This is a genomic window from Streptomyces sp. NPDC060205 (assembly GCF_042728395.1).
GTDB lineage: Bacteria > Actinomycetota > Actinomycetes > Streptomycetales > Streptomycetaceae > Streptomyces.
The window spans coordinates 20,280-41,078 of the sequence record NZ_JBHWZP010000049.1; the positions used below are offsets into that span (position 1 = coordinate 20,280).

The following is a 20,799-nucleotide window of genomic DNA, read 5'->3' on the forward strand; positions in this document are numbered from 1 at the left end:
GACCGGATCATGGGAGACTCGCCCTCATGAGCGGCGACACGGCCCCCGGAACGGTGGGAGAAGGAAGCACCAGGGCACGGCTGGACCGAGGGCGGGGTGCCCTCGGACCCGCGTTGGAGCTCGTGCACACGGGACGCGCGCCGACCCGGGCCGTGCTCACCGCCGAGCTGGGGGTCACCCGGGCGACGGCGGGCGCCGTCGCCGCGGAGCTGGAGGCGCTCGGTCTGATCCGCGTCGACGCCCGCCCGGGCGCTGCGGCCGGTTCGCAGGGCCGCCCCTCGCACCGGCTCGAACTCGCCGAGGACGGTCCCGTGGCGCTGGCCGCCCAGGTGCACGCCGACGGCTTCCGGGCCGCCCTGGTCGGCCTCGGCGGCCGGCTCGTGGCGACCGCGCCCGGCTGCGAGACCGTGGACGCCGACCCGGCGAAGGTGCTCCGCTCGGTCGTGGAGGCGGGTGCCGAACTGCTCCGGGAGACGGGTCGCCGCTGTGTGGGCGCCGGAGTGGCCGTCCCCTCGGCCGTCGCCGAACCCGAGGGCACCGCGCTCAACCCGCTGCACCTGGCCTGGCCGGCCGGCGCGCCCGTGCGGGAGATCTTCGCGGAGTGCGTCCGTGGGGCCGGCATCACCGGTCCGGCGTTCGCCGCCAACGACGTCAACCTCGCCGCGCTCGCCGAGCACCGGCACGGTGCCGGCCGCGGCTCCCGCGATCTGCTGTGCGTGGCGACCGGACACCGGGGGGTCGGCGGTGCGCTGGTGCTCGACGGGCGCCTGCACACGGGCAGTTCGGGCCTCGCGCTCGAAGTCGGTCACCTCACGGTCAATCCGGAGGGCCGCGCCTGTCACTGCGGCAGCCGGGGCTGCCTGGACGTCGAGGCGGACCCCCTGGCGTTCCTGACGGCGGCCGGCCGCGACCCCGGGCCCGAGGTGTCACTGCTCCAGCAGGCCAACGAACTGATCCGCGACCACCGTGCCGACCCGGGCGTACGCACCGCCGTCGAGGCACTCATCGACCGGCTCGGCCAGGGCCTCGCGGGCCTCGTCAACATCCTCAACCCGGACCGCATCATCCTCGGCGGCCTGCACCGCACCCTCCTCGACGCCGATCCGGAGAGGCTGCGGGCGGTCGTGGCGGACCGGAGTCTGTGGGGGCGCAGCGGCGGCGTACCCATCCTGGCCTGCACGCTGGACCACAACAGCCTGGTGGGCGCGGCCGAGTTGGCGTGGCAGCCGGTCCTGGACGACCCGATCGCGGCCCTGGCACACGCCTGAGCCGATCTGATCGCGCCGTTCCCCCTAAGCGGGACGGGGCGCAGCCCCCTCCCCGAGGGGCGCGGGGAACTGCGCGGCCCGCCCGCACCGGCCCGCAGACGAACGTCGTTTCACTGCTGCCCGTGGATCCACGTCCACCCGACGGCGTACGCCCGCTGCGGATTCGCCGTCAGGACCCGCTCCACCAGCTCGCTCCCCAGGGCGAGTTCGAGCCGGGGGCGGACGCGGCGCAGCAGATACGGCATCCCCGGCCCGCCGTTCACCGAGCGCGCCGCGGCCGTGGTCGTGTCCCCGCCGAGCAGCAGCCGGTCGCCGAACCCGGCGTCGGCGAGATCGCGTACGGCATCGGGCATGCGCCAGTCCGTCGCGTGGTTCGCGCGTGACGGACCGTCAAAGGCCAGATAGGCGCCGGACTCCGCGGCCTGCCGGTGCACCACCGGGTCGGGGGAGCGGTTGAGGTGTCCGAGGATCACACTGCCCGGTGCCACCCCCAACTCCCCGCAGAGCAGGTCGAGTACGTCGAGCGCGCCCGTGCCGAGCTCCAGGTGCACGGCGATCGGCGCCCCCGTGGCATGGTGTGCCTCGGCCGCCGCGGTCATCGTCCAGCGGGCATGCGCGTCGAGCGCGTGGAAACCACCCGCCACCTTGATGAAACCCGCCCGCACACCGGATGTGGCCAGCCCCTCGGTCAGCTCGGACACGAAGACGTCGGCGAGCCCGCCCCGCAGCCGGTCGAGCACCTCCGGCGCGTAGTGGACGGCCTGGTGCAGTCCCGTGGCGGCCACGACATGCACCCCTGCCGCACGGGCCAGCAGCGGCAGATCGGCGGCCCGCCTCCCCAGCCCGTACGGGGTCCACTGGGCGACACTTCCGCCGCCCGCCGCGCCGAACGCGGCCAGCTCGGCCGTCGCGGCGCCCGCGTCCCGCAACTCCTGCCCCGGAAGGCGGGGGCTGCTGAAGAAGAGATGGTCGTGCGCGTTGCACACCCCCAACTCCGCCGGGGGAACGTCCCCTAGGACCGTGCGGACGGTACGGGGCGCCCGGTCCCGGCTCACCACTGCCGTCCCCTGCGCAGCCGGTCACGCCCCGGCGCCGACAGATGCAGCACGCGATACGTCTCGCCCTCCGCCTTCGGCGTGTCATGGGCCCAGAGGGAGAAGTGCACCACCTCCCAGTGACGCGGGTCGACGGCGGCAGCGGCACCCACGACCCCGTCCAGCGCGGCCAGGCGCCCCGCCTCCAGGACGGCCTCCCGCGCCACCTCGGCGAGCGGCACGCCCTCGGGGACGCTCACCCGCCTGCGTACCGCGGCCTTCGGCGCCGCACCGGCGGCGCCCCCGTCCTCGTACGCCAGACCCGTCCAGTGCTGCACCACGGGGCGGCCGAAATCGTTCACCAGCCCCTGGAAACCGGGCCCCCAGAGGAAGGAGTTCATGCCCTCGGGGGTGTCCCACAGGTAGAACGGCGCGTACTGGTTGACCGGCGAGCCGTCCACACCCCGCTCCCGCAGCAGATACGCCTTCAGCCCGAGCCCGTCCCAGTCGTCGAGCAGATGCCCGACGCGGGCCACCCGGTCCCGGACGATGCCCATGTCGTAGTCCGCGGGCAGGGTGATCTCATACTCCATGGCGTGCATCGCTGCCTCCCGGCGGCTCAGGACGTAGTGGGGGCGGGGGAGTCGCCGACAGGGGAGCGGGGCGCGAGGAGGGACAGCAGTCCGCGGACCCCCGTGTCGAAGGCGGCGGTCGAGCCGGACGCGCGGGCCAGCACATAACCTCCCTGGACCGTGGCCACGATCGTCGCGGCGATCTCCTCGCCGTCCGGCGCCGGCGCGAACACGCCCCGCTCCTGGCCCTCCTCGACGATTCCGGCCAGCCGCTCGCGCAACCAGTCCAGCGTCTCGTCCACGGGCGCGCGCAGTTCGTCGCTCGCGACGACGTCCGGGTCCATCGTCAGCCGCCCGACCGGACAGCCGCGCAGGACATCGCGCTCGCGCCGCAGATACGCCTCGACCCGCTCGTACGGGGAACCGGGCCCGCCCAGCACCGCTTCGGCGGTGGCACGCATCTCCTCCGCGGTGCGCCGGATCGCGGCCAGGGCCAGATCGGGCTTGCCCGTGAAGTGGTGGTACATGCTGCCCTGGCCGGCGCCCGCCCGCTGCAGGATCGCTTTCGGGCTCGTGCCCACGTAACCGCGCTCCCACAGCAGCTCGCGGGTGGCTTCGATCAGACGCTCCGGAGTACTCACACAGTCACTGTACATACTAGTAGGTACAGAATCGAGAGCCAGACGGAGCCGAAGGCGCGAGGAGCAGCTGAAGTCCGCATTCCTACTCCCACGGAGGTACGCGCACTGCCGCTGGCCGTACGACGACCCGGACCCCCTCCCGGCGCGAGCCTCGAAGCATCACCGGAACACCCGGAACCAGCCGGAGTGCCGGACCTCCCGAGGAGATGACTTCAGATGCAGACCCTGGCGCACTGGGACGGCGGGCCCGGCCCGTGGATCCTGTTCTTCCCGCTGATCTGGGCGGCCGTCGTGATCGGTGTCGTGACCGTACTGCGCCGCACGGTGTGGCGCGGCCGGCGCGGCCCGTGGCACGGCCCCGACCGGCCCCGTCCCTCCGGCGACTCGCCGATAGCGATGCTCGGCAGGCGCTTCGCCGCCGGCGAGATCGACGAGGACGAGTACTGGCGGCGCCTCTCCGTCCTGGACGAGCAGTTCGGACGTACGGGCGCGGACGGACGCTACGGACGTACGGGCAAGGGCGGTGCGGCATGAACGCGCCACCCGCGACGACCGCCACCAAAGGCACCCGGACCGCGGCCCGGGTCGCCGGAGCGGTCAAGGTCTACGGAGCCGGCGACACCGCCGTACGGGCCCTGGACGGGATCGACGTCACCTTCCCCGCCGGACGCTTCACCGCGATCATGGGGCCCTCGGGCTCCGGCAAGTCCACGCTGATGCACTGCGCGGCGGGCCTGGACACCCTCACCTCGGGCGCGGCCTTCATCGGCGACACCGGGCTGGGCACGCTCGACGACCGCCGCCTCACACTGCTGCGGCGCGACCGGATCGGCTTCGTCTTCCAGTCCTTCAACCTGGTGCCGACGCTGACCGTCGCGGAGAACATCACACTGCCCATGGACCTGGCCGGGCGCGGGCGTGACCGCAGGGGTGGCGGGAGGGGTGACGGCAGGGGTGCCGGTTCGTCCGGCGAGTGGATCGACGCCCTCGTGGACGTCGTCGGCCTGCGCGACCGACTGCACCACCGGCCCGCCGAACTCTCCGGCGGTCAGCAGCAACGCGTCGCCGTGGCACGGGCGTTCGCGGGCCGGCCCGACGTCGTCTTCGCCGACGAACCGACCGGCAACCTCGATTCACGCTCCGGGGAGGAGGTCCTGAACCTCCTCGGCCGGGCCGTACGCCAGATGGACCGCACGGTCGTCATGGTCACCCACGACCCGGTCGCCGCCGCACACGCCGACGAGGTCGTCTTCCTCGCCGACGGACGCCTCGTGGACCGCATGGAGGCCCCTACGGCCGACCGGGTCCTGGACCGGCTGAAGGCGTTCGACGGCAGGTCCGACAGCAAGGGGGCACCGTCATGAACGCGTCCGTGCGGATCAGTGTCTCCTCGCTGCGCGCCCACAAGCGGCGCTTCGCCGGTACCTTCCTGGCGGTCCTGCTCGGTGTCGCCTTCCTGGCGGGCACGCTCGTCATGGGCGACACCCTGCGCGCCTCCTTCGACACGATGTTCGGCGACGCCACCAGCGGCACCGACGCCGTGGTCCGCAGCGCCGACACCATCACCACACCGGGGGAGAGCCAGGGTGTACGGCAGCCCGTGGACACCGACCTGGTGGCGGCCGTCGAGAAGATCCCCGGTGTCGCCGCTGCCGCCCCCGACATCCAGGGTGCGGGCCAGCTCGTCGGCGCGAACGGCAAGCCCATCGGCGGCCAGGGCCCGCCCACCCTCGCGGGCAACTGGATCGACGACCCCGAACTCAACGCCTACCGCCTCGCCGAGGGCCGCGCCCCGGCGAAGTCCGGCGAGGTCGTCGTCAACCGGGGCGCGGCCGAGAAGGGCGGCCTGCACATCGGCGACACGACGACCCTGCGGACGCCCGATCCCGTCGAGGTGACGATCGTCGGCCTCGCGACCTTCGGCGGCGAGGACGGCATGGCGCAGGTGACCTTCACCGGCATGACACGCTCCGACGCCGAGAAGTACCTGACCGCGAAGCCCGGCGACGCCGCGAGCATCCTCGTACGGGCCGGCCCCGGCACCGGTCAGCGGGAACTCGTCGACGCCCTGACTCCCGTACTGCCGACGGGGGTTGAGGCGATCACCGGTCAGGAGCTGGCCGAGGAGAACACCGACATGGTCTCCGGACAGTTCCTGACCCTCTTCACCGCGTTCCTGCTGGTGTTCTCCGGTGTGGCGCTGCTCGTCGCGACCTTCTCCATCCACAACACCTTCGCGATCGTGGTCGCCCAACGCACCCGTGAGAACGCCCTGTTGCGTGCCCTCGGCGCCTCCCGCCGCCAGGTCACCGCGTCGACGCTCGTGGAGGCGGGCGTGGTCGCCGTGGTCGCGTCCGCGGCCGGCCTCGCGGGTGGCATGGGTATCGCGGCAGGCCTGCAGGCGCTGTTCCCGGCCATCGGATTCCCCTTCCCCGAGGGCGACTTGGTGATCAGCGCCCTGTCGATGGCCCTGCCGCTCGCGGTCGGGGTCGTGGTCTGCCTCGGCTCCGCGCTGCTGCCCGCCGTACGTGCCGGACGCACCGCGCCCCTGGCCGCCCTGCGCGAGACGTCCGTCGACCGGTCCGGCGCGTCCCGGACCCGCGCCGTCGTGGGCACCGGACTCGCCGCTCTGGCGCTCGCCGTCACTCTGACCGGCGTCGTCGTCAGCCCTTCGCTGTGGCTCGCGGGCGGGGGCGCCGTGCTGGCACTCGCCGCCTTCGTGGTCCTCGGCCCGGTCGCCGCGACCAGCGCCGTACGCGTCCTGGGGGCGCCGCTGGACCGGCTGCGCGGTGTCACCGGCGCCCTGGCCGCGCGCAACGCCCTGCGCAGCCCCAAGCGCACCGCGGCCACCGCGAGCGCCCTGATGATCGGTGTGGCCGTGGTGTCACTGTTCACGGTCTTCGGTGCCTCACTGAAGGCGACCATGGACCAGACGGTGTCGCGGTCCTTCGCCGGGGACGTCGTCGTGAGCACCCCCTCGTTCGGCGCGGGCGGCAGCGGACTGAGCCCCGCACTCGCCGGCGCGATCGGCGAACGGCCCGAGGTCGACACGGCGGTCGGACTGGGCCGCGGGGTGGCCGAAGTCGACGGCAAGGGAAGGGCGTTGACGGTCACGGACCCGGTCGCGCTGGAACGGACCTTCGACCTCGGCGACATACGGGGCTCGATGCGCGGCCTGGGCGCCGACGGCATCGCCCTCACGGAGGAGGAGGCCGACAAGCAGGGCCTCAAGGCCGGCGACACCACCCGGCTCGTCTTCACGGACGGCCAGGAGAAGACCTTCACCGTCCGCGCGGTCTACGGCCGCTCCGAGCTGGCCGGTGAGTACGTCATCACCCGCGAGGCCTGGGCCCCGCACCGCACCCAGGACTCCGACACTGTCGTCGCCGTGAGCTTCAAGGACGGTGTGACGGCGTCCGAGGGCAAGGCGGCGGTCGAGAAGGTCGCGAAGGCGTACGGCAACCCCGAGGTGCAGACCCGCGACGAGTACGCGCGGTCCTCGGCCGGGGCCATCGACATGATGCTCACCCTGGTCTACGCGCTGCTCGCGCTCGCCGTGCTCATCGCACTGCTAGGCATCGCCAACACGCTGACCCTCGCGATCCACGAACGCACCCGCGAACTGGGCCTGTTGCGAGCCGTCGGGCAGACCCGGTCGCAGCTGCGCGCCATGGTCCGCTGGGAGTCGGTCCTGGTCGCCGCGTTCGGCACGGCGGGCGGGCTGGCGCTCGGCGGCTTCCTCGGCTGGGTCCTGGTCAAGGCGTCCGACGGCGCGTCGAGCAGCGCGTTCGCGTTCGCGGTGCCGCCGGGGCAGCTGTGCGTGGTCGCCGGGGTGGGGGTCGCGGCGGGCGCGTTCGCGGGGCTGCGTCCGGCTGGGCGGGCGGGGCGTCTGAACGTGCTGCACGCCATAGCGGCAGAGTAGTGCTCGCCTCTGGGGCTGCGCCCCCGGCCCCCCTGTCCTCAAACGCCGGACGGGCTCGGATGCTTCGGCTGCGGGCCGGTGGGGGCTGATCGCGCAGTTCCCCGCGCCCCTGGGGGTGGGGCTGCGCGCCGACCCTCCTGTCCTCAGGCGCCGGACGGGCTCGGATGCTTCGGCTGCGGGCCGGTGGGGGCTGGTCGCGCAGTTCCCCGCGCCCCTGGGGGTGGGGCTGCGCCCCGACCCTCGTGTCCTCAGGCGCCGGACGGGCTCGGATGCTTTGGGTACGAGGCTGCGCCCCTACCCCCATCCCACTCTTCAGCCTGTCCGGCGTTTGAGGACCGGGGGTTCGGGGGCTGGCCCCCGAGGCAGGTACGGGAATGGGTAGGGGCGGCGGGGGCGAAAACAACGGTCTACAACAAGCCCGCGCCCGCCAAGAACTTGCCCACCCCTTCGATCTCCTCCGTGGACAGCGGGATCTGGGGGGCCGCGACCGCCGCGCAGGCGATCACGCCCCTCAAATGCAGCGCCGCCTTGAACGCGCCGAGCGCAGCGGAAGAACCCCCCATCCGCCCCCCATCCCCCACCCGCACCATCCCGAACAACGCACACAACCGCTCCTGCTCGGCCCGGGCAAGCGCCCATTCCCCTTCCCGGCAGAGGCGGTACAGCCGCACGTACCCCGCAGGGTCCACGTTCGCGAGCCCCGGCACCGCCCCGTGCGCCCCCAGCGCGAGCGCGGAGTCGACGACCAGCTCGGACCCGGTCAGAACGCTGAAGCGGGGGTGGGCCCGGGCGCCGGTGACGACCGCCCGGAACCCGCCCTCGTCCCCGCTGGAGTCCTTGAGCCCGGCCAGCGTCCCCTCGGCGGCCAGTTCAAGGACCAGCTCGGCGCGCAACTTGGAGTGGACGGCGACCGGCAGGTCGTACGCGACGACCGGTACCGGCGAGCGCGCGGCGACGAGACGGTAGTGGCGGGCGATCTCCGCCGGATGGGTGCGCGTGTAGAAGGGCGCGGTCACGACCACGGCGTCGGCGCCCGCGTCGGTGACGTACCGGACGTGGTCGAGGACGCGCGGGGTCGTCATGTCGATGGCGCCGGCGAGGACGGGCACCCCGCCGGCCACATGGCCGACGACGGTCTCGACGATCAGCCGACGCTGACGGTCCGTCAAGTACGCGGCCTCGGAGGACGTTCCGAGGACGAACAGGCCGTCCACGCCGCCCTCCAGCAGATGGTCGACCAGGCTGATGAGTGAGGGGACGTCCACCTCGCGGTCCGGTGTCAGGGGCGTGCAGACGGGCGGTACGACACCGGTCAGCGGGGCGGGAAGGGTCATCGAGGCTCCTTCGGGGGATCGGCCGTGGTGACCGCCTGTGCGACCAGGTCCCGGGTCGACAGGCCGTCCTCCACAGGATGGTGGCAGCGGAAGCGGTGCCCCGGCGTCGACGCGGCCGAGAAGTCCGGCATGGACCCGGCGCACACCGCGTCCGCCTTCCAGCAGCGGGTCCGGAAGGGGCAGCCGCTCGGCGGGCGGGTGGCCGACGGGACGGGTCCGACGAGCGGGATCGGGTCGATGGGGTCGAGCAGGCCGGGCGTCGCCGAGAAGAGGGCGCGGGTGTACGGGTGCCGGGACCGGTCGGTGACCTCGTCGGCCGGGGACTCCTCGACGATCCGCCCGAGGTACATGGTGATGACGCGGTCGCTCATCCTGCGCACGGTCTGGATGTCGTGCGACACGAAGACCAGGGCCAGGCCGAGCCGTTCCTTCAGGTCGAGGAGGAGGTTGAGGATCTGGGCGCGGACCGAGACGTCCAGCGCGCTCGTCGGCTCGTCGGCGACCACCAGGTCCGGGTCGAGGGCCAGCGCCCGTGCGATGGCGACCCGTTGGCGCTGACCGCCGGAGAGCTGGCCGGGGAGGCCGTCCGCCAGCGCCCTGGGGAGTCCGACCAGGGACATCAACTCCCGTACGCGCTCGTCACGTTGTGCGGCCGTGCCCCGCTTGTGGACGTCCAGCGGGTCGCGCAGGATCTGCCGTACCGTCAGACGCCGGTTCAGGGCCGTCGACGGGTCCTGGAAGATCATGCCGGTGCCCGCGCCCACCGTCGTCCGGCGCAGTGCCGGGGCCATCGTCCACAGGTCGCCGCCCCGCAGGGACACCGTCCCGGAGGTCGGCTTCTGCACTCCCACCAGGACCTTGGCGAGCGTCGACTTGCCGCAGCCGGACTCGCCGACGACGCCGACCGTCTCGCCGGGCGCGATGGTGAGGCCGGCGCCGGTGAGGGCGTACACGCGGTCGCGGGAGAACAGGCCGCCGGTGCGCGCCTTGTGGACGACGTGCACGTCGTCCAGCTCCACGAGGGGGCCCGTGGCAGAGCTTGCCGGTCCGCTCATGTCACGGCCTCGCTTCCGTCGGCCCGGCCGGGGCCGGAGTGCTCGTCAGGACGATCGCCGGGTGGTGGCAGGCGACCTCGTGGCGGCCCGGCGGGCCCGCCAGGCGTGGGGACGTCGTGCGGCAGACGTCCGTGGCCATCGGGCAGCGGTCGGCGAACCGGCAGCCCGCCGGGAAGTCCGCCGGGGACGGCACGACCCCCTTGATCTGCGTCATCCGTTCGGCCGCCGACTCCAGGGACAGGACGCTGCCGAGGAGGCCGCGCGTGTAGTGGTGGGACGGCGACTCGACGAGGTCCGCCGTCACGCCCGACTCGACGATCTGGCCGCCGTACATCACGACCACCCGGTCGGTGACGTCCGCGACGAGGGCCAGGTCGTGGGAGACGAGGACGAGCGCGAAGTCCAGCTCGGTCCGCAGCCGCAGCAGCAGCTCTATGATCTGCGCCTGCACGGTGACGTCGAGTGCGGTCGTCGGTTCGTCGGCGACGATGAGCTTGGGGTCGCGGGAGAGGGCCATCGCGATCAGTACGCGCTGGCGCTGGCCGCCGGACAGTTCGTGCGGGTAGCTGCGCAGGGTGCGCTCGGGGTCGAGGCCGACCAGTTCGAGGAGTTCGGTGCCCGTGCGGGTGCCGCCCCTCCGGGTCACCTGTTTGAGCTGGGCGCGGACCGTCATCGCCGGGTTCAGCGAGGACAGGGCGTCCTGGTAGATCATCGCCATCTCGTGGCCGAGGAGCTTGCGCCGTACGCTCATCGGCTCGCCGACCAGCTGCCGTTGGTTGAACCGCACGTGGCCGCGAACCCGGGCTCCCTTCGGTTCCAGGCCCATCACGGTGAGCGCGGTCAGCGACTTGCCGCAGCCGGACTCGCCGACCAGGCCCAGGACTTCACCGGGCTGTACGTCGAAACTGATGCCGTCGACGATGTCCACGCCGCCGTGACGGTTGTCGAACCCGATGGCCAGGTTCTCGACGCTCAGCACCGGCTGCTGTCCCTGGGGCAGGGGGCGGGCCCGGCCGCGCAGCCGGCGGGCCGCCTCGGTCAGGCCGGGCAGTTCCAGGACCTTCCCGCTGCCGGGCTCGGGCGTCTCCAGGCGGTCCTCGGCCTCCCGCGTGGGCACATCGCGGGCCGCGGGCGCCGCCCACGCGTCCGAGACGCCCTCGGAGAGGATGTTCAGGGAGAGCACGGTGACCAGCATCAGCAGGCCCGGGAAGACGGTCGCCCACCAGCCGCCCGTCAGCACCATGTTCTTGCCGTCCGCGATGACACTGCCCCAGGACGGGTCCGGTGGCCGCACGCCCGCGCCGATGAAGGACAGCGACGCCTCGAAGACGATCGCCTCGGCGACCTGCACGGTGCAGAAGACCAGGACCGGGGCGGCGCAGTTGACGGCCACGTGCCGCCACACGATGTGCGGGGTACGCGCTCCGATGACCCGCTCGGCGGTCACGTAGTCCTCGCCGTACTGTGCCATCACGTTGGCCCGTACGACGCGGGCCATCGGGGGCATGTACAGGAACGCGATAGCGCCGATGAGGATCGGGATGCCGCCGCCGAACACCGCGACGAAGACGGCCGCGAGCGCGATGCCCGGGAACGCCATGACGATGTCCAGGCCGCGCATCAGCGTCTCGTCGAGAGCTTTGCGGGAGGTCGCCGCGACCGCGCCGATGACCGCGCCCACGACCAGGGCGAGCGCGGTCGCGCCGAGGCCGATGGCGAGGGACCAGCGGGCCCCGTACATCAGCCGGCTGAGGATGTCCCGGCCCAGGCTGTCCTGCCCCATCCAGTGCTCGGCCGAGGGGGCGCCCTCGCCGTGGCCGTCGTCGACGAGCGGGAACTGTTCGAGCGGGTCGTGCGGGGCGATCAGCGGGGCGAGCAGGGCGGTGAGGACGACGACCCCGATGACGACGACGGCGATCCGCGAGATCAGGGGCAGCCGGGTGAACCCCCTGAGGCGCAGGCCGGGCAGGGAGAGCGCGTCGGTGAGCCGCTTCCGGTACATCAGCATCACGCCTCGGCACTCCTCAGACGCGGGTTGACCAGCAGATAGAGGATGTCGATGACGAGGTTCACGACGACGAACCCGAAGGCGATCGTCAGGACGCCGCCCTGCACGACGGCCGGATCACCGTTCTTCACGGCGTCGATCATGAGCTTCCCCATCCCCGGCAGGTTGAAGATCGTCTCGATGACGACCGCCCCGCCGAGCAGATAGCCGACGCGCAGACCGAGCACGGTCAGCGGGTTCATCAGGGCGTTGCGCAGCACGTTCCGGCCGACCACGACCACCGGGGGCAGCCCGCTGCCGATCGCGGTCCGTACGTAGTCCCGGTCCAGCTCCTCCACGACGGCCGTGCGGACGATCCGGGTGAGCTGGGCGGCGACCGGCAGGGACAGGGCGAGCGCGGGCAGGGTCATGGTCTTCAGCCAGCCGGTGAAGGAGTCGGCCGGATTGATGTATCCGCTGGTCGGGAACCAGCCCGCGTCCACGGCGAGGTACTGGATCATGAGCAGCGCCAGCCAGAAGCCGGGCGCCGCGACCCCGGTGAGCGAGACGACCCGGATCAGCTGGTCGGGGAAGCGGTCCCGGTAGATCGCGGCGGTGACCCCGCCGAGCAGCGCGAGCACGACCGCGATGCCCAGGCCCAGGAAGGTCAGCTGCATGGTGAGCGGCAGCGCGGTGGTGACCTGGTCGACGACCGGCGCCCGGGTCAGCGCGCTGACGCCCAGGTCGCCGCGGAGCAGATCCCCGACGAAGTCGACGTACCGCACGAGGAACGGGTCCAGCAGTCCGTTGCGCTCCCGGAAGTCGTGCAACTGCTGCTCGGTCGGGTTCGCGCCCTGGAAGTACGCGGACGCCGGATCGCTGTCCGAGAACCGCATCACGACGAACACGAACATGACGATCCCGAGCACCAACGGAACAAGCAGAACGATCCGCCGGATCAGAATCCGAACAACCGCAACCAAGACTCTGCCTCTCGTCGGCCTTTAACTGGCTGCCCCTGCACATGTGCCTGATGCGCAAGCGGTCCTGCTTTTAGGGGCGCGGGGCTGTTTCGATTTGCGGCTCCGCCGCGGGGCGCGACCAGCCACAACGAACCCGCACCCTCCCCACAACCCTCAGACCCACTTCGCCTGGAGCACGTTTATCCCCGGATAGGGCTGAGCACGGATTCCCGTGAGCTCACCGGAATCCCACGCGGTCATCAACTCGTTGTGCACCACGGGGTAGATGACCACATTCTCGGCGACGACATCGATGTAGTCCTGAGTCATCGCCTTCTTCTTCTCCGCGTCCGGCTCCCTGGTGGCCGCATCCATCTTCTTGAAGAGATCCTTGGCCACGGAGCTCCCCTCCCACCGCGCATACCGCATCCAGGTGTTCCCGGGCCCGTAGTTGTAATGCATGATCAGATCGGCGTCGAGCCCGAACTGATTCGGATTGGACGCGGCCGCGACGACCTGGAAGTCCTTCTTCTGGTCGAGCTTCGTGAAGAGCGCGGCCGTCTCCTGGGGTTCGAGCGTCGTCTCGACGCCGATCGCGTCCCAGGACGCCTTGATGGTCGGCAGGCAGTCCACGATCCAGCTCACGTTGACCGCCATCAGCGTGACCTTCAGCCCGCTGGCCCCGGCGGCCTTCAGGAGCGCCTTCGCCTTGGCCGGGTCGTAGTCGTAGACGGGCTTCGCCCTGCGGTACGTCGGATTGCCCTCGTTGAGGAAGGACGAGGCGGCTTTTCCGTGCCCGCGCAGCGCGGCCCGGATCATCTTCTCCTTGTCGATCGCGTAATGCAGGGCCTGCCGTACCCGTACGTCGTCGAACGGTTTGTGGGCGGTGTTGAAGAGGAGGAAAAGATGGTTCATTCCCGCTCCGCCCTCGACCTTCAGGCCGCCCTTCTCCAGCTGGGCGATATTGGCGTACGGGATGTTGTCGGAGATCTGCGCTCCCGCGCTCGAACCGGAGATCTTCGCCACCCGTGGCGCGGCGTCCACTATCGTCAGCCAGTTCATCTTCTTGAACGCGGCCTTTCGCGGCCCGTTGTAGTCGGCGAACGCGGCGAAGGTGGTGTTGGACTTCGGATGGTGGGCGGTCTGCCGGTACGGGCCCGAGCCGATGGCCTTTCCGGTCGTCGCCTCGTCCAGCGCACCGGCTTTTCCGAACACGTGCTTGGGCATGATCTTCGCGAGGGTGAGCCGCTGCGCCCCGTCCGGGAACGGGAACTTGAGGATCAGCTCCACCGAGGTGTCGTCGACCTTCTTCACCTCCTTCAGCCAGGACGCGAAGAAGTTCTTGGCGAGGGTCGTCGTCTTCGGGTCCAGTACGCGGTCGTAGGTGAAGAGCACGTCGTCGGCGGTGACGGGCTGCCCGTCGTGCCACTTCGCGCCCTGGCGCAGCGTGAACTTCCAGGTGGTCGCCCGGAGGTCCGCCGGAAGGGCGGTCGCCAGCGCCGCGTACGGCTCACGGCTGATCGGGTCGGTGTCGAGCAGCCCCTCGTAGATGTGGTGGTTGCCGGCCATCGCGAAGGCCGAGGCCGTCATCAGCGGGTCCCAGCTCTGGTCGTTCCCGTAGCCGATCACCGCGGTGAGCGTCCGGTCGGCGCCCTCGCCCTCGCCGCCCGTCTCGTTGGTGGACTCGGGGCCCGAGGAGCAGGCGGAGAGCGTGGAGGTGATCGTGGCGGCGGCGCCGAGCGCGCCGGTGTACTTCAGGAACGACCGGCGGTGCAGCGCCGGTGCGGGGGTCGCGTCGCGCACGGTTCCTCCAGCAAGGAGTGGGAGATACGACGTCCTACGTCATAGGTGCAGCGTGACGATAAGAGGGGGCGTGGGGGCGGTCAAGGGAACGCGCACGAATGCCGTTTCTGCCAGAGGTGCGACCAATGTCGTCCTGGCGCAAGCAGAGTTGACGGACGGTCAACCCTGGATTGACGTGGATCCTGTCCGGAGGTGGGACGTGGGATGTCCCTGCCGCGTACGATGCGGCGCATGTCCGAGCGGAGCGCATCCGACGACTTCAGGAACACCCTCCCCGCGGCGCGCTCGCCCCGCGAGCGGCGCGTGAGCAGCCGGATCCAGCGAGAGGTCACCCAGCTGATCCTCGACCGCAGGCTCCGGGCCGGTGCGCCCCTGCCCACCGAGACGGAGCTGATGGAGTCGCTCGGCGTCAGCCGCAACTCCGTGCGCGAGGCGCTGAAGGCGCTCCAGGCCCTCGACATCGTCGAGATCAGACACGGTTACGGCACCTATGTCGGCCAGGCCTCGCTGACCCCGTTCGTCGACGGCCTCACCTTCCGCACCCTGGCCCGGCAGGGCGAAGACACCGACGACACAGGCGCGTTGGCCGAGATGCTCCAGGTCAGGGAGGTTCTGGAGGAGGGGCTGATGCGGCGGGTCGCGGGGGAGCTGTCGGACGGCGACCTGGCCCGCCTCGAAGCGGTGGTGGACCGGATGGAGGAGGCGGGCCTCGCCGGGCGTCCCTTCCCCGAACTGGACCGCAGATTCCATGAGTTGCTGTACGCGCCGCTCGGGAACGCCCTGGTCACACAGCTGTTGGGCGCCTTCTGGACCGTCTTCCGGCGGGTCTCGGGCGTCCGGGGCTGGACGGACGACCCGGCGCCCGCGGTCACCGTCCGCCGCCACCGTGACATAGTCGTCGCCCTGCGGGCGCACGACGTGGAGGGGGCGCAGCGGGCGATGGCGGACCATTTCCGGGGGATCGCGGCGAGAGCCGCCCAGGAGTCACGGGGGGTCGGATGACGGCGAGTTGGGACGAGGGGACGCCCGGAGTGCTCCGGCTGCCGTCCGGGCGGGCGGTACGGGGACGGGGGCTGCGCAACGCGCTCGACCCCGCGGTCGTCCACCCGACGTACGGCGTCTACCTGCTCGGCAAGGAGCCGTCCGCGCTCGCCGAACTCCCGTGGGAGACGCGGTGGTTGCGGTGGCCCGATTTCCGGCTCCCGGCGGACCGGGCCCAGGCGCGGACGGTGCTCACCGACCTCTGGGAGCGGGCCGCGGATCCCGCCCAGCGCGTCGAGATCGCCTGCGGGGGCGGCCGTGGGCGGACGGGCACGGCCCTGGCCTGTCTCGCGATCCTCGACGGTGTGCCGCCCGAGGAGGCCGTGCGGTTCGTACGACGGAACTATGACCGCCACGCTGTGGAGACCCCGTGGCAGCGAAGGTACGTACGCACGTTCGGGTGAGGGTGAGCGCCGTGACGCCGAGCCTGCCGCGGGCCTCCGGCTTCCACCGGTCTCCCTCAAGCCCGCAGCCGGACACCTGAGCCGCCCGGTAGCACAACCTTTTCTTCGGGTGGCGCTGAGTCTGAATTATGCATTCTGTGTCAATGCTTTTGGTGGCTTTATGCTCACCCCTTTGCCGCGCACCCGAATAGGGGTCGGGGCGTTAGCGACGTATGAAAAAACCAGAGCCGGCCGAAGCTCTTCGTATGGGGCGGTACGTCTACACCCCTGCCGTCGCCTATTCCGCACCGGGTGCACGGGGCACTCTGCGCGGCGACGGAAAACCGGTGGAGCTGCACGTAACCGAGCCACTGCTGGGTGAATTCCTGGAATGCCTCGACAGGGCGCAGTGCGATCTCGACCGACGATGGGGCGCCCAGGAGCGGTCCCACGGGAATGCTGCCCGTGTCTGACCGGGGCGGGCATTCCATGGACGACTACGCCGACTTCTTCGTGCCGGCCGACCATCCCGTTGCCCGGCGGGCCGGGGTCGGCGGCGGACGGCACCGCGGGCCCGTCGAGACGCCTTACCCGGGATCTCCCGCGGACCCCCTCGACTCGGCCTGGGACCCCGTCGAGGAGATGACCTATCTCCTCCAGGACGCCGTCCAGGACGCGGCGCAGGGGGCGGGACGGGACGCGGGGCAGGACGCCGGCGGGCCGGAGCCGGCCTGGACCGTGCCGCGGCCCCGCGCGGAGAGCGCGCCCCATGTCACGCTCACCGGCGACCCGATGGACAACCTGGCCACCATCACCGCCGAGCTGCCCGCCATCAGGTCCCATCCCGCCGGGCATCGGAAGGTACGCGTCCGCAGGGTGCGTTTCACCTGGCTGCAGACCGTCAGCTTCCTGATCGCCGCGCTGGCCGCCGCGGTCGTGTCCATGGTGAGCGTCTTCGGCGGGATCGTGTCCTACATCCCGCTGCGCCACGTCGCGTTCCTCACGCAGAGCGGTACGGCCGTGTGGTGGCCCCTGCTGGTGTACGGGCCGTGGACGGTGGCCTCGCTCTCCGTCCTGCGTGCCGCACTGCACCAGCGCCGGGCCGCGCACTCCTGGGTGGTCGTGCTGCTGTTCTCCTCCGTCGCGATGGCCCTGTGCGCGGCGCAGGCGGACCGGACGTTCACCGGTGTCGCGGCGGCGGTGCTGCCCTCGGTGGCGGCCCTCGCCTGCTTCCAGCAGCTCGTCCGCCAGATCACGATGACCCGGCCGGCCCGGCAGAGCCTGCCGCGGCACCGGCTGTTCACGAGCACGGCGCCGCGCACGGTACTGCCCGTGGCCGACCCGCCCGCGCCGGACGTGGTCGTGCGCTAGGGGGTTCGGGCGTCACGCTGCCACGGCGTCGATGAACTCCGTCCAGGCGCGGGGCCCGATGAGGAGGACGGGCCCCGCGACGGCTTTGCTGTCCCGCACGGGGATGATGCCGGGGACTCCGTCGGCTACCTCGACGCAGTCTTCGCCGCCGTCGCCCCCACTGTGGGTGCTTTTTCGCCAGCGGGCCGCGCCGATGAAGTCGTACGCGACCTCGACGCATTCGCCGCCGTTGTCGTCGCTGTAGGTGCTCCTACGCCACTGGGCAAGGCTCAGGTCGTACTGCCGCATCGTCTGTGGTCCTCCGCCGCCGACTCGATCAGGGCCAGGGACGCCTCCGCCGGCAGTGCGGCGGCCCTGAGCAGATCGTATGCCTCTTGCACGCGCTTAACCAGGGCGGGATCGTCCAGCAGATTCCCCGAATACACCGCCTCTGTATAGGCGGTTGGCGGCGCCTCCTCGAACTCCATGAGTTGCACCATCCGACCCATGAGGGGATACGCACCCACGGAGTACGGCAGCACCTGCACCAGCACTTGCCGCTGTCGCACCATCCGCGCGATGTGGTCGAGTTGCTTGGCCATCGTGGCCGCGTCGCCGACCGGAATCCTCAGCACGTGTTCATGCAGGATCACCCAATACACGGGCCTTGTAGCGTCGCTGAGGATCTGCGCTCGCTCCCTGCGAGCTGACGTCTTCTCCTCGATGTGCTCATCGGCGATGAGGGGGTTGCCCGCCAGCATCACGGCACGGGTGTAGGGCGCTGTCTGTAGCAGGCCTGGCACGAGGGTCGGCGCGAACGTGCAGATCTTCGTTGCCGTCCGCTCCAGCTCCACAACCTCGGTGAAGTAGTCCGCATACCGCTTGTCGTCGATGAGCTTTCGCCATGTGCGCTCGAAAAAGCCATCGGTTTGCAGGACCTCGTCGATCCTCTGGGCGACATCCAACTGTGGACGTCGAATTGCCTGTTCGAATTGCCCGATGTAGCCGCCCGACACAAAAACGCGATAACCCAACTCCGCCTGCGTCAGGCCCGCCTCCTCCCGGTGTCTCTTCAGCTCTGTTCCGAAGAACTCCCAAGCCGCTTGCCGTGAACCATTGGCCATGGAAAACCCCCTGTACTGCATCTGCGTTGCTGAGCGTAGAGGTCTTCCAAAGACTAAGTGGTGCGCGCCATCGTGGAGAGGGAAAGAGTAGAACCCGAAAAGGAAGGGGAACACCCGTGAGGTCTGCCCGCCAGGCACCCGACGCACAGCACTCGACGGCCTGCGTCGAACAAGCGGAGGAAACGGTGAAGGAATTGCGCGAAGCACTCGCAGCCGCAGGAATTAAGTTGCCGACACTCCGGATCGACCCGGCAACCTTGGCGCGGGAGTCCCCGTGCCCCCTCGTGGAACTGGGCCGGTGTTCCGTCGAGACGGCCGCCCGGCTCGCGGCGGTGCTCCGGTGAAGCCGACCGTCGGGACGTACGTCGTCGACACCCGAAGCGGACGGGTCGGCGTGGTCATGGGCCACGAGGGGCCGTACCTGCAACTGCGCCCCTACGGCGGCGGCCGGGAGTGGGACTGCGCACCGGACACCGTCCGGGGAGCCACCGTCGCGGAACGGCTCAGCGCCGCAACCGCGTACGCCAACGCACGCAGCCGGGGCGAGGTCCCTTGAAAGGACCCCGGCCACACCCGCCGCGCGCGTACGCGAGAATGGGTCCATGAGCCTGTTCCGCGACGACGGCATCGTGCTGCGCACCCAGAAGCTGGGTGAGGCGGACCGGATCATCACGTTGCTCACGCGCGGTCACGGACGCGTACGGGCCGTGGCCCGCGGGGTGCGCCGGACCAAGTCGAAGTTCGGCGCCAGGCTCGAACCCTTCTCCCACGTCGACGTGCAGTTCTTCGCGCGGGGGAGCGAGCTGATCGGCCGCGGGCTGCCGCTGTGCACGCAGAGCGAGACGATCGCTCCGTACGGCGGCGGGATCGTCACGGACTACGCCCGGTACACCGCCGGGACGGCCATGCTGGAGACGGCCGAGCGGTTCACGGACCACGAGGGCGAGCCCGCCGTCCAGCAGTACCTGCTGCTCGTGGGCGGGCTGCGCACCCTCGCGCAGGGCGAACACGAGCCGCACCTCATCCTCGACGCCTTCCTGCTGCGCTCCCTCGCCGTGAACGGGTACGCGCCCAGCTTCAGCGACTGCGCCAAATGCGGCATGCCCGGACCGAATCGCTTCTTCTCGGTCGCCGCGGGAGGTTCCGTCTGCGCCGACTGCCGGGTGCCCGGCAGCGTCGTACCCTCGGCGGGGGCCCTCGAACTGCTCGGCGCGCTGCTGACCGGCGACTGGGCTCACGCGGACGCGTGCGAGCCGCGGTACGTCAGGGAGGGCAGCGGCCTGGTGTCGGCCTACCTGCACTGGCACCTGGAGCGCGGCCTGCGCTCCTTGCGGTACGTCGAGAAAAGCACGTGATCAGCGGCAACTTGCCGTACGAGATCTGAGGAGACGAGAAGCAGATGGTGGTACGCGGGATCCTGGGGCGCCAGCGCCGCGAGTACAAGACGCCGGAGCCGCACCCGTCCGGTGCCCGCGCGCCCAAGCTCCCCGGCGAGCTGATCCCGAACCACGTGGCGTGCGTGATGGACGGGAACGGTCGGTGGGCCAAGGAGCGCGGGCTGCCGCGTACCGAGGGGCACCGGGTGGGGGAGGGCGTCGTCATGGACGTCCTCAAGGGATGCCTGGAGCTCGGCGTCAAGAACCTCTCCCTCTACGCCTTCTCCACGGAGAACTGGAAGCGGTCGCCCGAGGAGGTCCGCTTCCTGATGAACTTCAACAAGGATGTCATCCGGCGCCGGCGCGACGAGATGAACGACCTCGGCATCCGGATCCGGTGGGTCGGGCGGATGCCGAAGCTGTGGAAGTCCGTTGTGCAGGAGCTGCAGGTCGCGCAGGAGCAGACGCAGGACAACGACGCGATGACCTTGTATTTCTGCGTGAATTACGGGGGCCGGGCGGAGTTGGCCGACGCGGCGAAGGCGATGGCTCTGGATGTCGCCGCCGGGAAGCTCGACCCTGACAAGGTCAGTGAGAAGACGATCCAGAAGTATCTGTACTACCCGGACATGCCTGATGTGGACCTGTTCCTTCGCCCCAGTGGTGAGCAGCGGACGTCCAACTACCTGATCTGGCAGTCCAGTTACGCGGAGATGGTCTTTCAGGATGTGCTGTGGCCGGACTTCGACCGGCGTGACCTGTGGCGGGCGTGTGTGGAGTACGCGTCGCGGGACCGCCGCTTCGGCGGGGCGGTCCCGAACGAGGACCTCCTGGCCATGGAAGCGGACATGAGGGGCCGCCCGGACCCCAGCTGACGCCAAAAGATTGCGCAGTTCCCCGCGCCCCTAGGTACCTAGGGGCGCGGAGCTTTTAGGGGCGCGGGGAAC

Annotated in this window: 20 protein-coding genes; 10 read left to right on the forward strand and 10 right to left on the reverse strand. The window is 70.9% G+C overall.

What is annotated here, in order from left to right:
* The first annotated feature begins 26 nt into the window (after positions 1–26).
* On the forward strand, positions 27–1,268 hold the full coding sequence (locus ACFWGJ_RS11940) for an ROK family protein (protein ID WP_387322850.1): 1,242 nt from the start codon (positions 27–29) through the stop codon (positions 1,266–1,268).
* 110 nt (positions 1,269–1,378) lie between these two features.
* Here ACFWGJ_RS11940 and ACFWGJ_RS11945 read toward each other — a convergent pair whose 3' ends face one another.
* The 3 genes from ACFWGJ_RS11945 to ACFWGJ_RS11955 are packed head-to-tail and all read right to left on the reverse strand — an operon-like array spanning position 1,379 to position 3,530.
* Positions 1,379–2,323, reverse strand: a complete 945-nt coding sequence (locus tag ACFWGJ_RS11945; RefSeq protein WP_387322851.1) for a phosphotriesterase — start codon at positions 2,321–2,323, stop codon at positions 1,379–1,381.
* Positions 2,320–2,904 carry a DUF4865 family protein gene (locus ACFWGJ_RS11950; protein ID WP_387322853.1) on the reverse strand — a complete coding sequence of 195 codons (585 nt, stop codon included), beginning with the start codon at positions 2,902–2,904 and terminating at the stop codon, positions 2,320–2,322. Before ACFWGJ_RS11950 ends, ACFWGJ_RS11945 begins: the two co-directional genes overlap by 4 nt.
* A gap of 17 nt (positions 2,905–2,921) precedes the next feature.
* Positions 2,922–3,530, reverse strand: coding sequence for a TetR/AcrR family transcriptional regulator (locus ACFWGJ_RS11955; RefSeq protein ID WP_387322854.1), 609 nt, complete (start codon positions 3,528–3,530; stop codon positions 2,922–2,924).
* Between the two features lie 201 nt (positions 3,531–3,731).
* On the opposite strand from ACFWGJ_RS11955, the gene ACFWGJ_RS11960 reads away from it, so the two are divergent.
* Genes ACFWGJ_RS11960 through ACFWGJ_RS11970 form a run of 3 tightly spaced genes read left to right on the forward strand, consistent with a single transcriptional unit; the run spans position 3,732 to position 7,437 of the window.
* Positions 3,732–4,049 carry an SHOCT domain-containing protein gene (locus ACFWGJ_RS11960; RefSeq protein WP_387322856.1) on the forward strand — a complete coding sequence of 106 codons (318 nt, stop codon included), beginning with the start codon at positions 3,732–3,734 and terminating at the stop codon, positions 4,047–4,049.
* Positions 4,046–4,879: an ABC transporter ATP-binding protein gene (locus ACFWGJ_RS11965; RefSeq protein ID WP_387322857.1), complete on the forward strand. Its 834-nt coding sequence runs from the start codon at positions 4,046–4,048 to the stop codon at positions 4,877–4,879. Before ACFWGJ_RS11960 ends, ACFWGJ_RS11965 begins: the two co-directional genes overlap by 4 nt.
* Positions 4,876–7,437, forward strand: coding sequence for an ABC transporter permease (locus ACFWGJ_RS11970; protein WP_387322858.1), 2,562 nt, complete (start codon positions 4,876–4,878; stop codon positions 7,435–7,437). The genes ACFWGJ_RS11965 and ACFWGJ_RS11970 overlap by 4 nt, the downstream gene beginning before the upstream one ends.
* Positions 7,438–7,844: 407 nt before the next feature.
* Here the strand turns inward: ACFWGJ_RS11970 and ACFWGJ_RS11975 are convergent, their stop codons facing one another.
* The 5 genes from ACFWGJ_RS11975 to ACFWGJ_RS11995 form a co-directional block, all read right to left on the reverse strand.
* Positions 7,845–8,771: a dihydrodipicolinate synthase family protein gene (locus ACFWGJ_RS11975; protein WP_387322859.1), complete on the reverse strand. Its 927-nt coding sequence runs from the start codon at positions 8,769–8,771 to the stop codon at positions 7,845–7,847.
* Positions 8,768–9,826 (reverse strand): oligopeptide/dipeptide ABC transporter ATP-binding protein, encoded by a 1,059-nt coding sequence (locus tag ACFWGJ_RS11980; protein ID WP_387322860.1) that lies wholly within the window; start codon positions 9,824–9,826, stop codon positions 8,768–8,770. The genes ACFWGJ_RS11975 and ACFWGJ_RS11980 overlap by 4 nt, the downstream gene beginning before the upstream one ends.
* A 1-nt stretch (position 9,827) precedes the next feature.
* Positions 9,828–11,834, reverse strand: a complete 2,007-nt coding sequence (locus ACFWGJ_RS11985) for a dipeptide/oligopeptide/nickel ABC transporter permease/ATP-binding protein (protein WP_387322861.1) — start codon at positions 11,832–11,834, stop codon at positions 9,828–9,830.
* Positions 11,834–12,796 (reverse strand): ABC transporter permease, encoded by a 963-nt coding sequence (locus tag ACFWGJ_RS11990; RefSeq protein WP_387322862.1) that lies wholly within the window; start codon positions 12,794–12,796, stop codon positions 11,834–11,836. The genes ACFWGJ_RS11985 and ACFWGJ_RS11990 overlap by 1 nt, the downstream gene beginning before the upstream one ends.
* A 153-nt stretch (positions 12,797–12,949) precedes the next feature.
* The gene (locus ACFWGJ_RS11995) at positions 12,950–14,578 is read right to left on the reverse strand and encodes an ABC transporter substrate-binding protein (RefSeq protein ID WP_387322863.1); all 1,629 of its coding nucleotides are present in this window, start codon (positions 14,576–14,578) and stop codon (positions 12,950–12,952) included.
* 231 nt (positions 14,579–14,809) lie between these two features.
* Here ACFWGJ_RS11995 and ACFWGJ_RS12000 point away from each other — a divergent pair, with 231 nt between their 5' ends.
* The 3 genes from ACFWGJ_RS12000 to ACFWGJ_RS12010 all read left to right on the forward strand — a co-directional run bounded on the left by ACFWGJ_RS12000 (position 14,810) and on the right by ACFWGJ_RS12010 (position 17,373).
* Positions 14,810–15,580, forward strand: a complete 771-nt coding sequence (locus ACFWGJ_RS12000) for a FadR/GntR family transcriptional regulator (protein WP_387322864.1) — start codon at positions 14,810–14,812, stop codon at positions 15,578–15,580.
* A complete protein-coding gene (locus tag ACFWGJ_RS12005; protein ID WP_387322866.1) occupies positions 15,577–16,023 on the forward strand; it encodes a protein phosphatase in 447 nt (148 codons plus the stop codon). Before ACFWGJ_RS12000 ends, ACFWGJ_RS12005 begins: the two co-directional genes overlap by 4 nt.
* A gap of 435 nt (positions 16,024–16,458) precedes the next feature.
* Positions 16,459–17,373, forward strand: coding sequence for a DUF2637 domain-containing protein (locus tag ACFWGJ_RS12010; protein WP_387322867.1), 915 nt, complete (start codon positions 16,459–16,461; stop codon positions 17,371–17,373).
* Positions 17,374–17,385: 12 nt separating this feature from the next.
* Here the strand turns inward: ACFWGJ_RS12010 and ACFWGJ_RS12015 are convergent, their stop codons facing one another.
* Entirely contained in the window at positions 17,386–17,661 is a 276-nt protein-coding gene (locus tag ACFWGJ_RS12015; RefSeq protein WP_387322868.1) for a DUF397 domain-containing protein, read from the reverse strand.
* Complete coding sequence (locus ACFWGJ_RS12020; protein WP_381833407.1) at positions 17,643–18,476, reverse strand: Scr1 family TA system antitoxin-like transcriptional regulator; 834 nt, start codon at positions 18,474–18,476, stop codon at positions 17,643–17,645. The genes ACFWGJ_RS12015 and ACFWGJ_RS12020 overlap by 19 nt, the downstream gene beginning before the upstream one ends.
* A gap of 340 nt (positions 18,477–18,816) precedes the next feature.
* Between ACFWGJ_RS12020 and ACFWGJ_RS12025 the strand changes: the two genes are divergently transcribed.
* The 3 genes from ACFWGJ_RS12025 to ACFWGJ_RS12035 are packed head-to-tail and all read left to right on the forward strand — an operon-like array spanning position 18,817 to position 20,727.
* Positions 18,817–19,032 carry a hypothetical protein gene (locus tag ACFWGJ_RS12025; RefSeq protein WP_381833410.1) on the forward strand — a complete coding sequence of 72 codons (216 nt, stop codon included), beginning with the start codon at positions 18,817–18,819 and terminating at the stop codon, positions 19,030–19,032.
* A gap of 46 nt (positions 19,033–19,078) precedes the next feature.
* Positions 19,079–19,831 carry a DNA repair protein RecO gene (gene recO, locus ACFWGJ_RS12030; protein WP_387322869.1) on the forward strand — a complete coding sequence of 251 codons (753 nt, stop codon included), beginning with the start codon at positions 19,079–19,081 and terminating at the stop codon, positions 19,829–19,831.
* 44 nt (positions 19,832–19,875) lie between these two features.
* Positions 19,876–20,727: an isoprenyl transferase gene (locus ACFWGJ_RS12035; RefSeq protein ID WP_387322871.1), complete on the forward strand. Its 852-nt coding sequence runs from the start codon at positions 19,876–19,878 to the stop codon at positions 20,725–20,727.
* The last annotated feature ends 72 nt before the right edge of the window (positions 20,728–20,799 follow it).

Excerpts from the sequence above, each read along its gene's own strand:
- ACFWGJ_RS11940 (WP_387322850.1), top strand. The coding sequence starts at position 27 with ATGAGCGGCGACACGGCCCCCGGAACGGTGGGAGAAGGAAGCACCAGG.
- ACFWGJ_RS11950 (WP_387322853.1), bottom strand. The coding sequence starts at position 2,904 with ATGCACGCCATGGAGTATGAGATCACCCTGCCCGCGGACTACGACATG.
- ACFWGJ_RS11955 (WP_387322854.1), bottom strand. The coding sequence starts at position 3,530 with ATGTACAGTGACTGTGTGAGTACTCCGGAGCGTCTGATCGAAGCCACC.
- ACFWGJ_RS11960 (WP_387322856.1), top strand. The coding sequence starts at position 3,732 with ATGCAGACCCTGGCGCACTGGGACGGCGGGCCCGGCCCGTGGATCCTG.
- ACFWGJ_RS11965 (WP_387322857.1), top strand. The coding sequence starts at position 4,046 with ATGAACGCGCCACCCGCGACGACCGCCACCAAAGGCACCCGGACCGCG.
- ACFWGJ_RS11970 (WP_387322858.1), top strand. The coding sequence starts at position 4,876 with ATGAACGCGTCCGTGCGGATCAGTGTCTCCTCGCTGCGCGCCCACAAG.
- ACFWGJ_RS11975 (WP_387322859.1), bottom strand. The coding sequence starts at position 8,771 with ATGACCCTTCCCGCCCCGCTGACCGGTGTCGTACCGCCCGTCTGCACG.
- ACFWGJ_RS11980 (WP_387322860.1), bottom strand. The coding sequence starts at position 9,826 with ATGAGCGGACCGGCAAGCTCTGCCACGGGCCCCCTCGTGGAGCTGGAC.
- ACFWGJ_RS11985 (WP_387322861.1), bottom strand. The coding sequence starts at position 11,834 with ATGCTGATGTACCGGAAGCGGCTCACCGACGCGCTCTCCCTGCCCGGC.
- ACFWGJ_RS12000 (WP_387322864.1), top strand. The coding sequence starts at position 14,810 with ATGTCCGAGCGGAGCGCATCCGACGACTTCAGGAACACCCTCCCCGCG.
- ACFWGJ_RS12005 (WP_387322866.1), top strand. The coding sequence starts at position 15,577 with ATGACGGCGAGTTGGGACGAGGGGACGCCCGGAGTGCTCCGGCTGCCG.
- ACFWGJ_RS12010 (WP_387322867.1), top strand. The coding sequence starts at position 16,459 with ATGCTGCCCGTGTCTGACCGGGGCGGGCATTCCATGGACGACTACGCC.
- ACFWGJ_RS12015 (WP_387322868.1), bottom strand. The coding sequence starts at position 17,661 with ATGCGGCAGTACGACCTGAGCCTTGCCCAGTGGCGTAGGAGCACCTAC.
- ACFWGJ_RS12020 (WP_381833407.1), bottom strand. The coding sequence starts at position 18,476 with ATGGCCAATGGTTCACGGCAAGCGGCTTGGGAGTTCTTCGGAACAGAG.
- recO (WP_387322869.1), top strand. The coding sequence starts at position 19,079 with ATGAGCCTGTTCCGCGACGACGGCATCGTGCTGCGCACCCAGAAGCTG.
- ACFWGJ_RS12035 (WP_387322871.1), top strand. The coding sequence starts at position 19,876 with ATGGTGGTACGCGGGATCCTGGGGCGCCAGCGCCGCGAGTACAAGACG.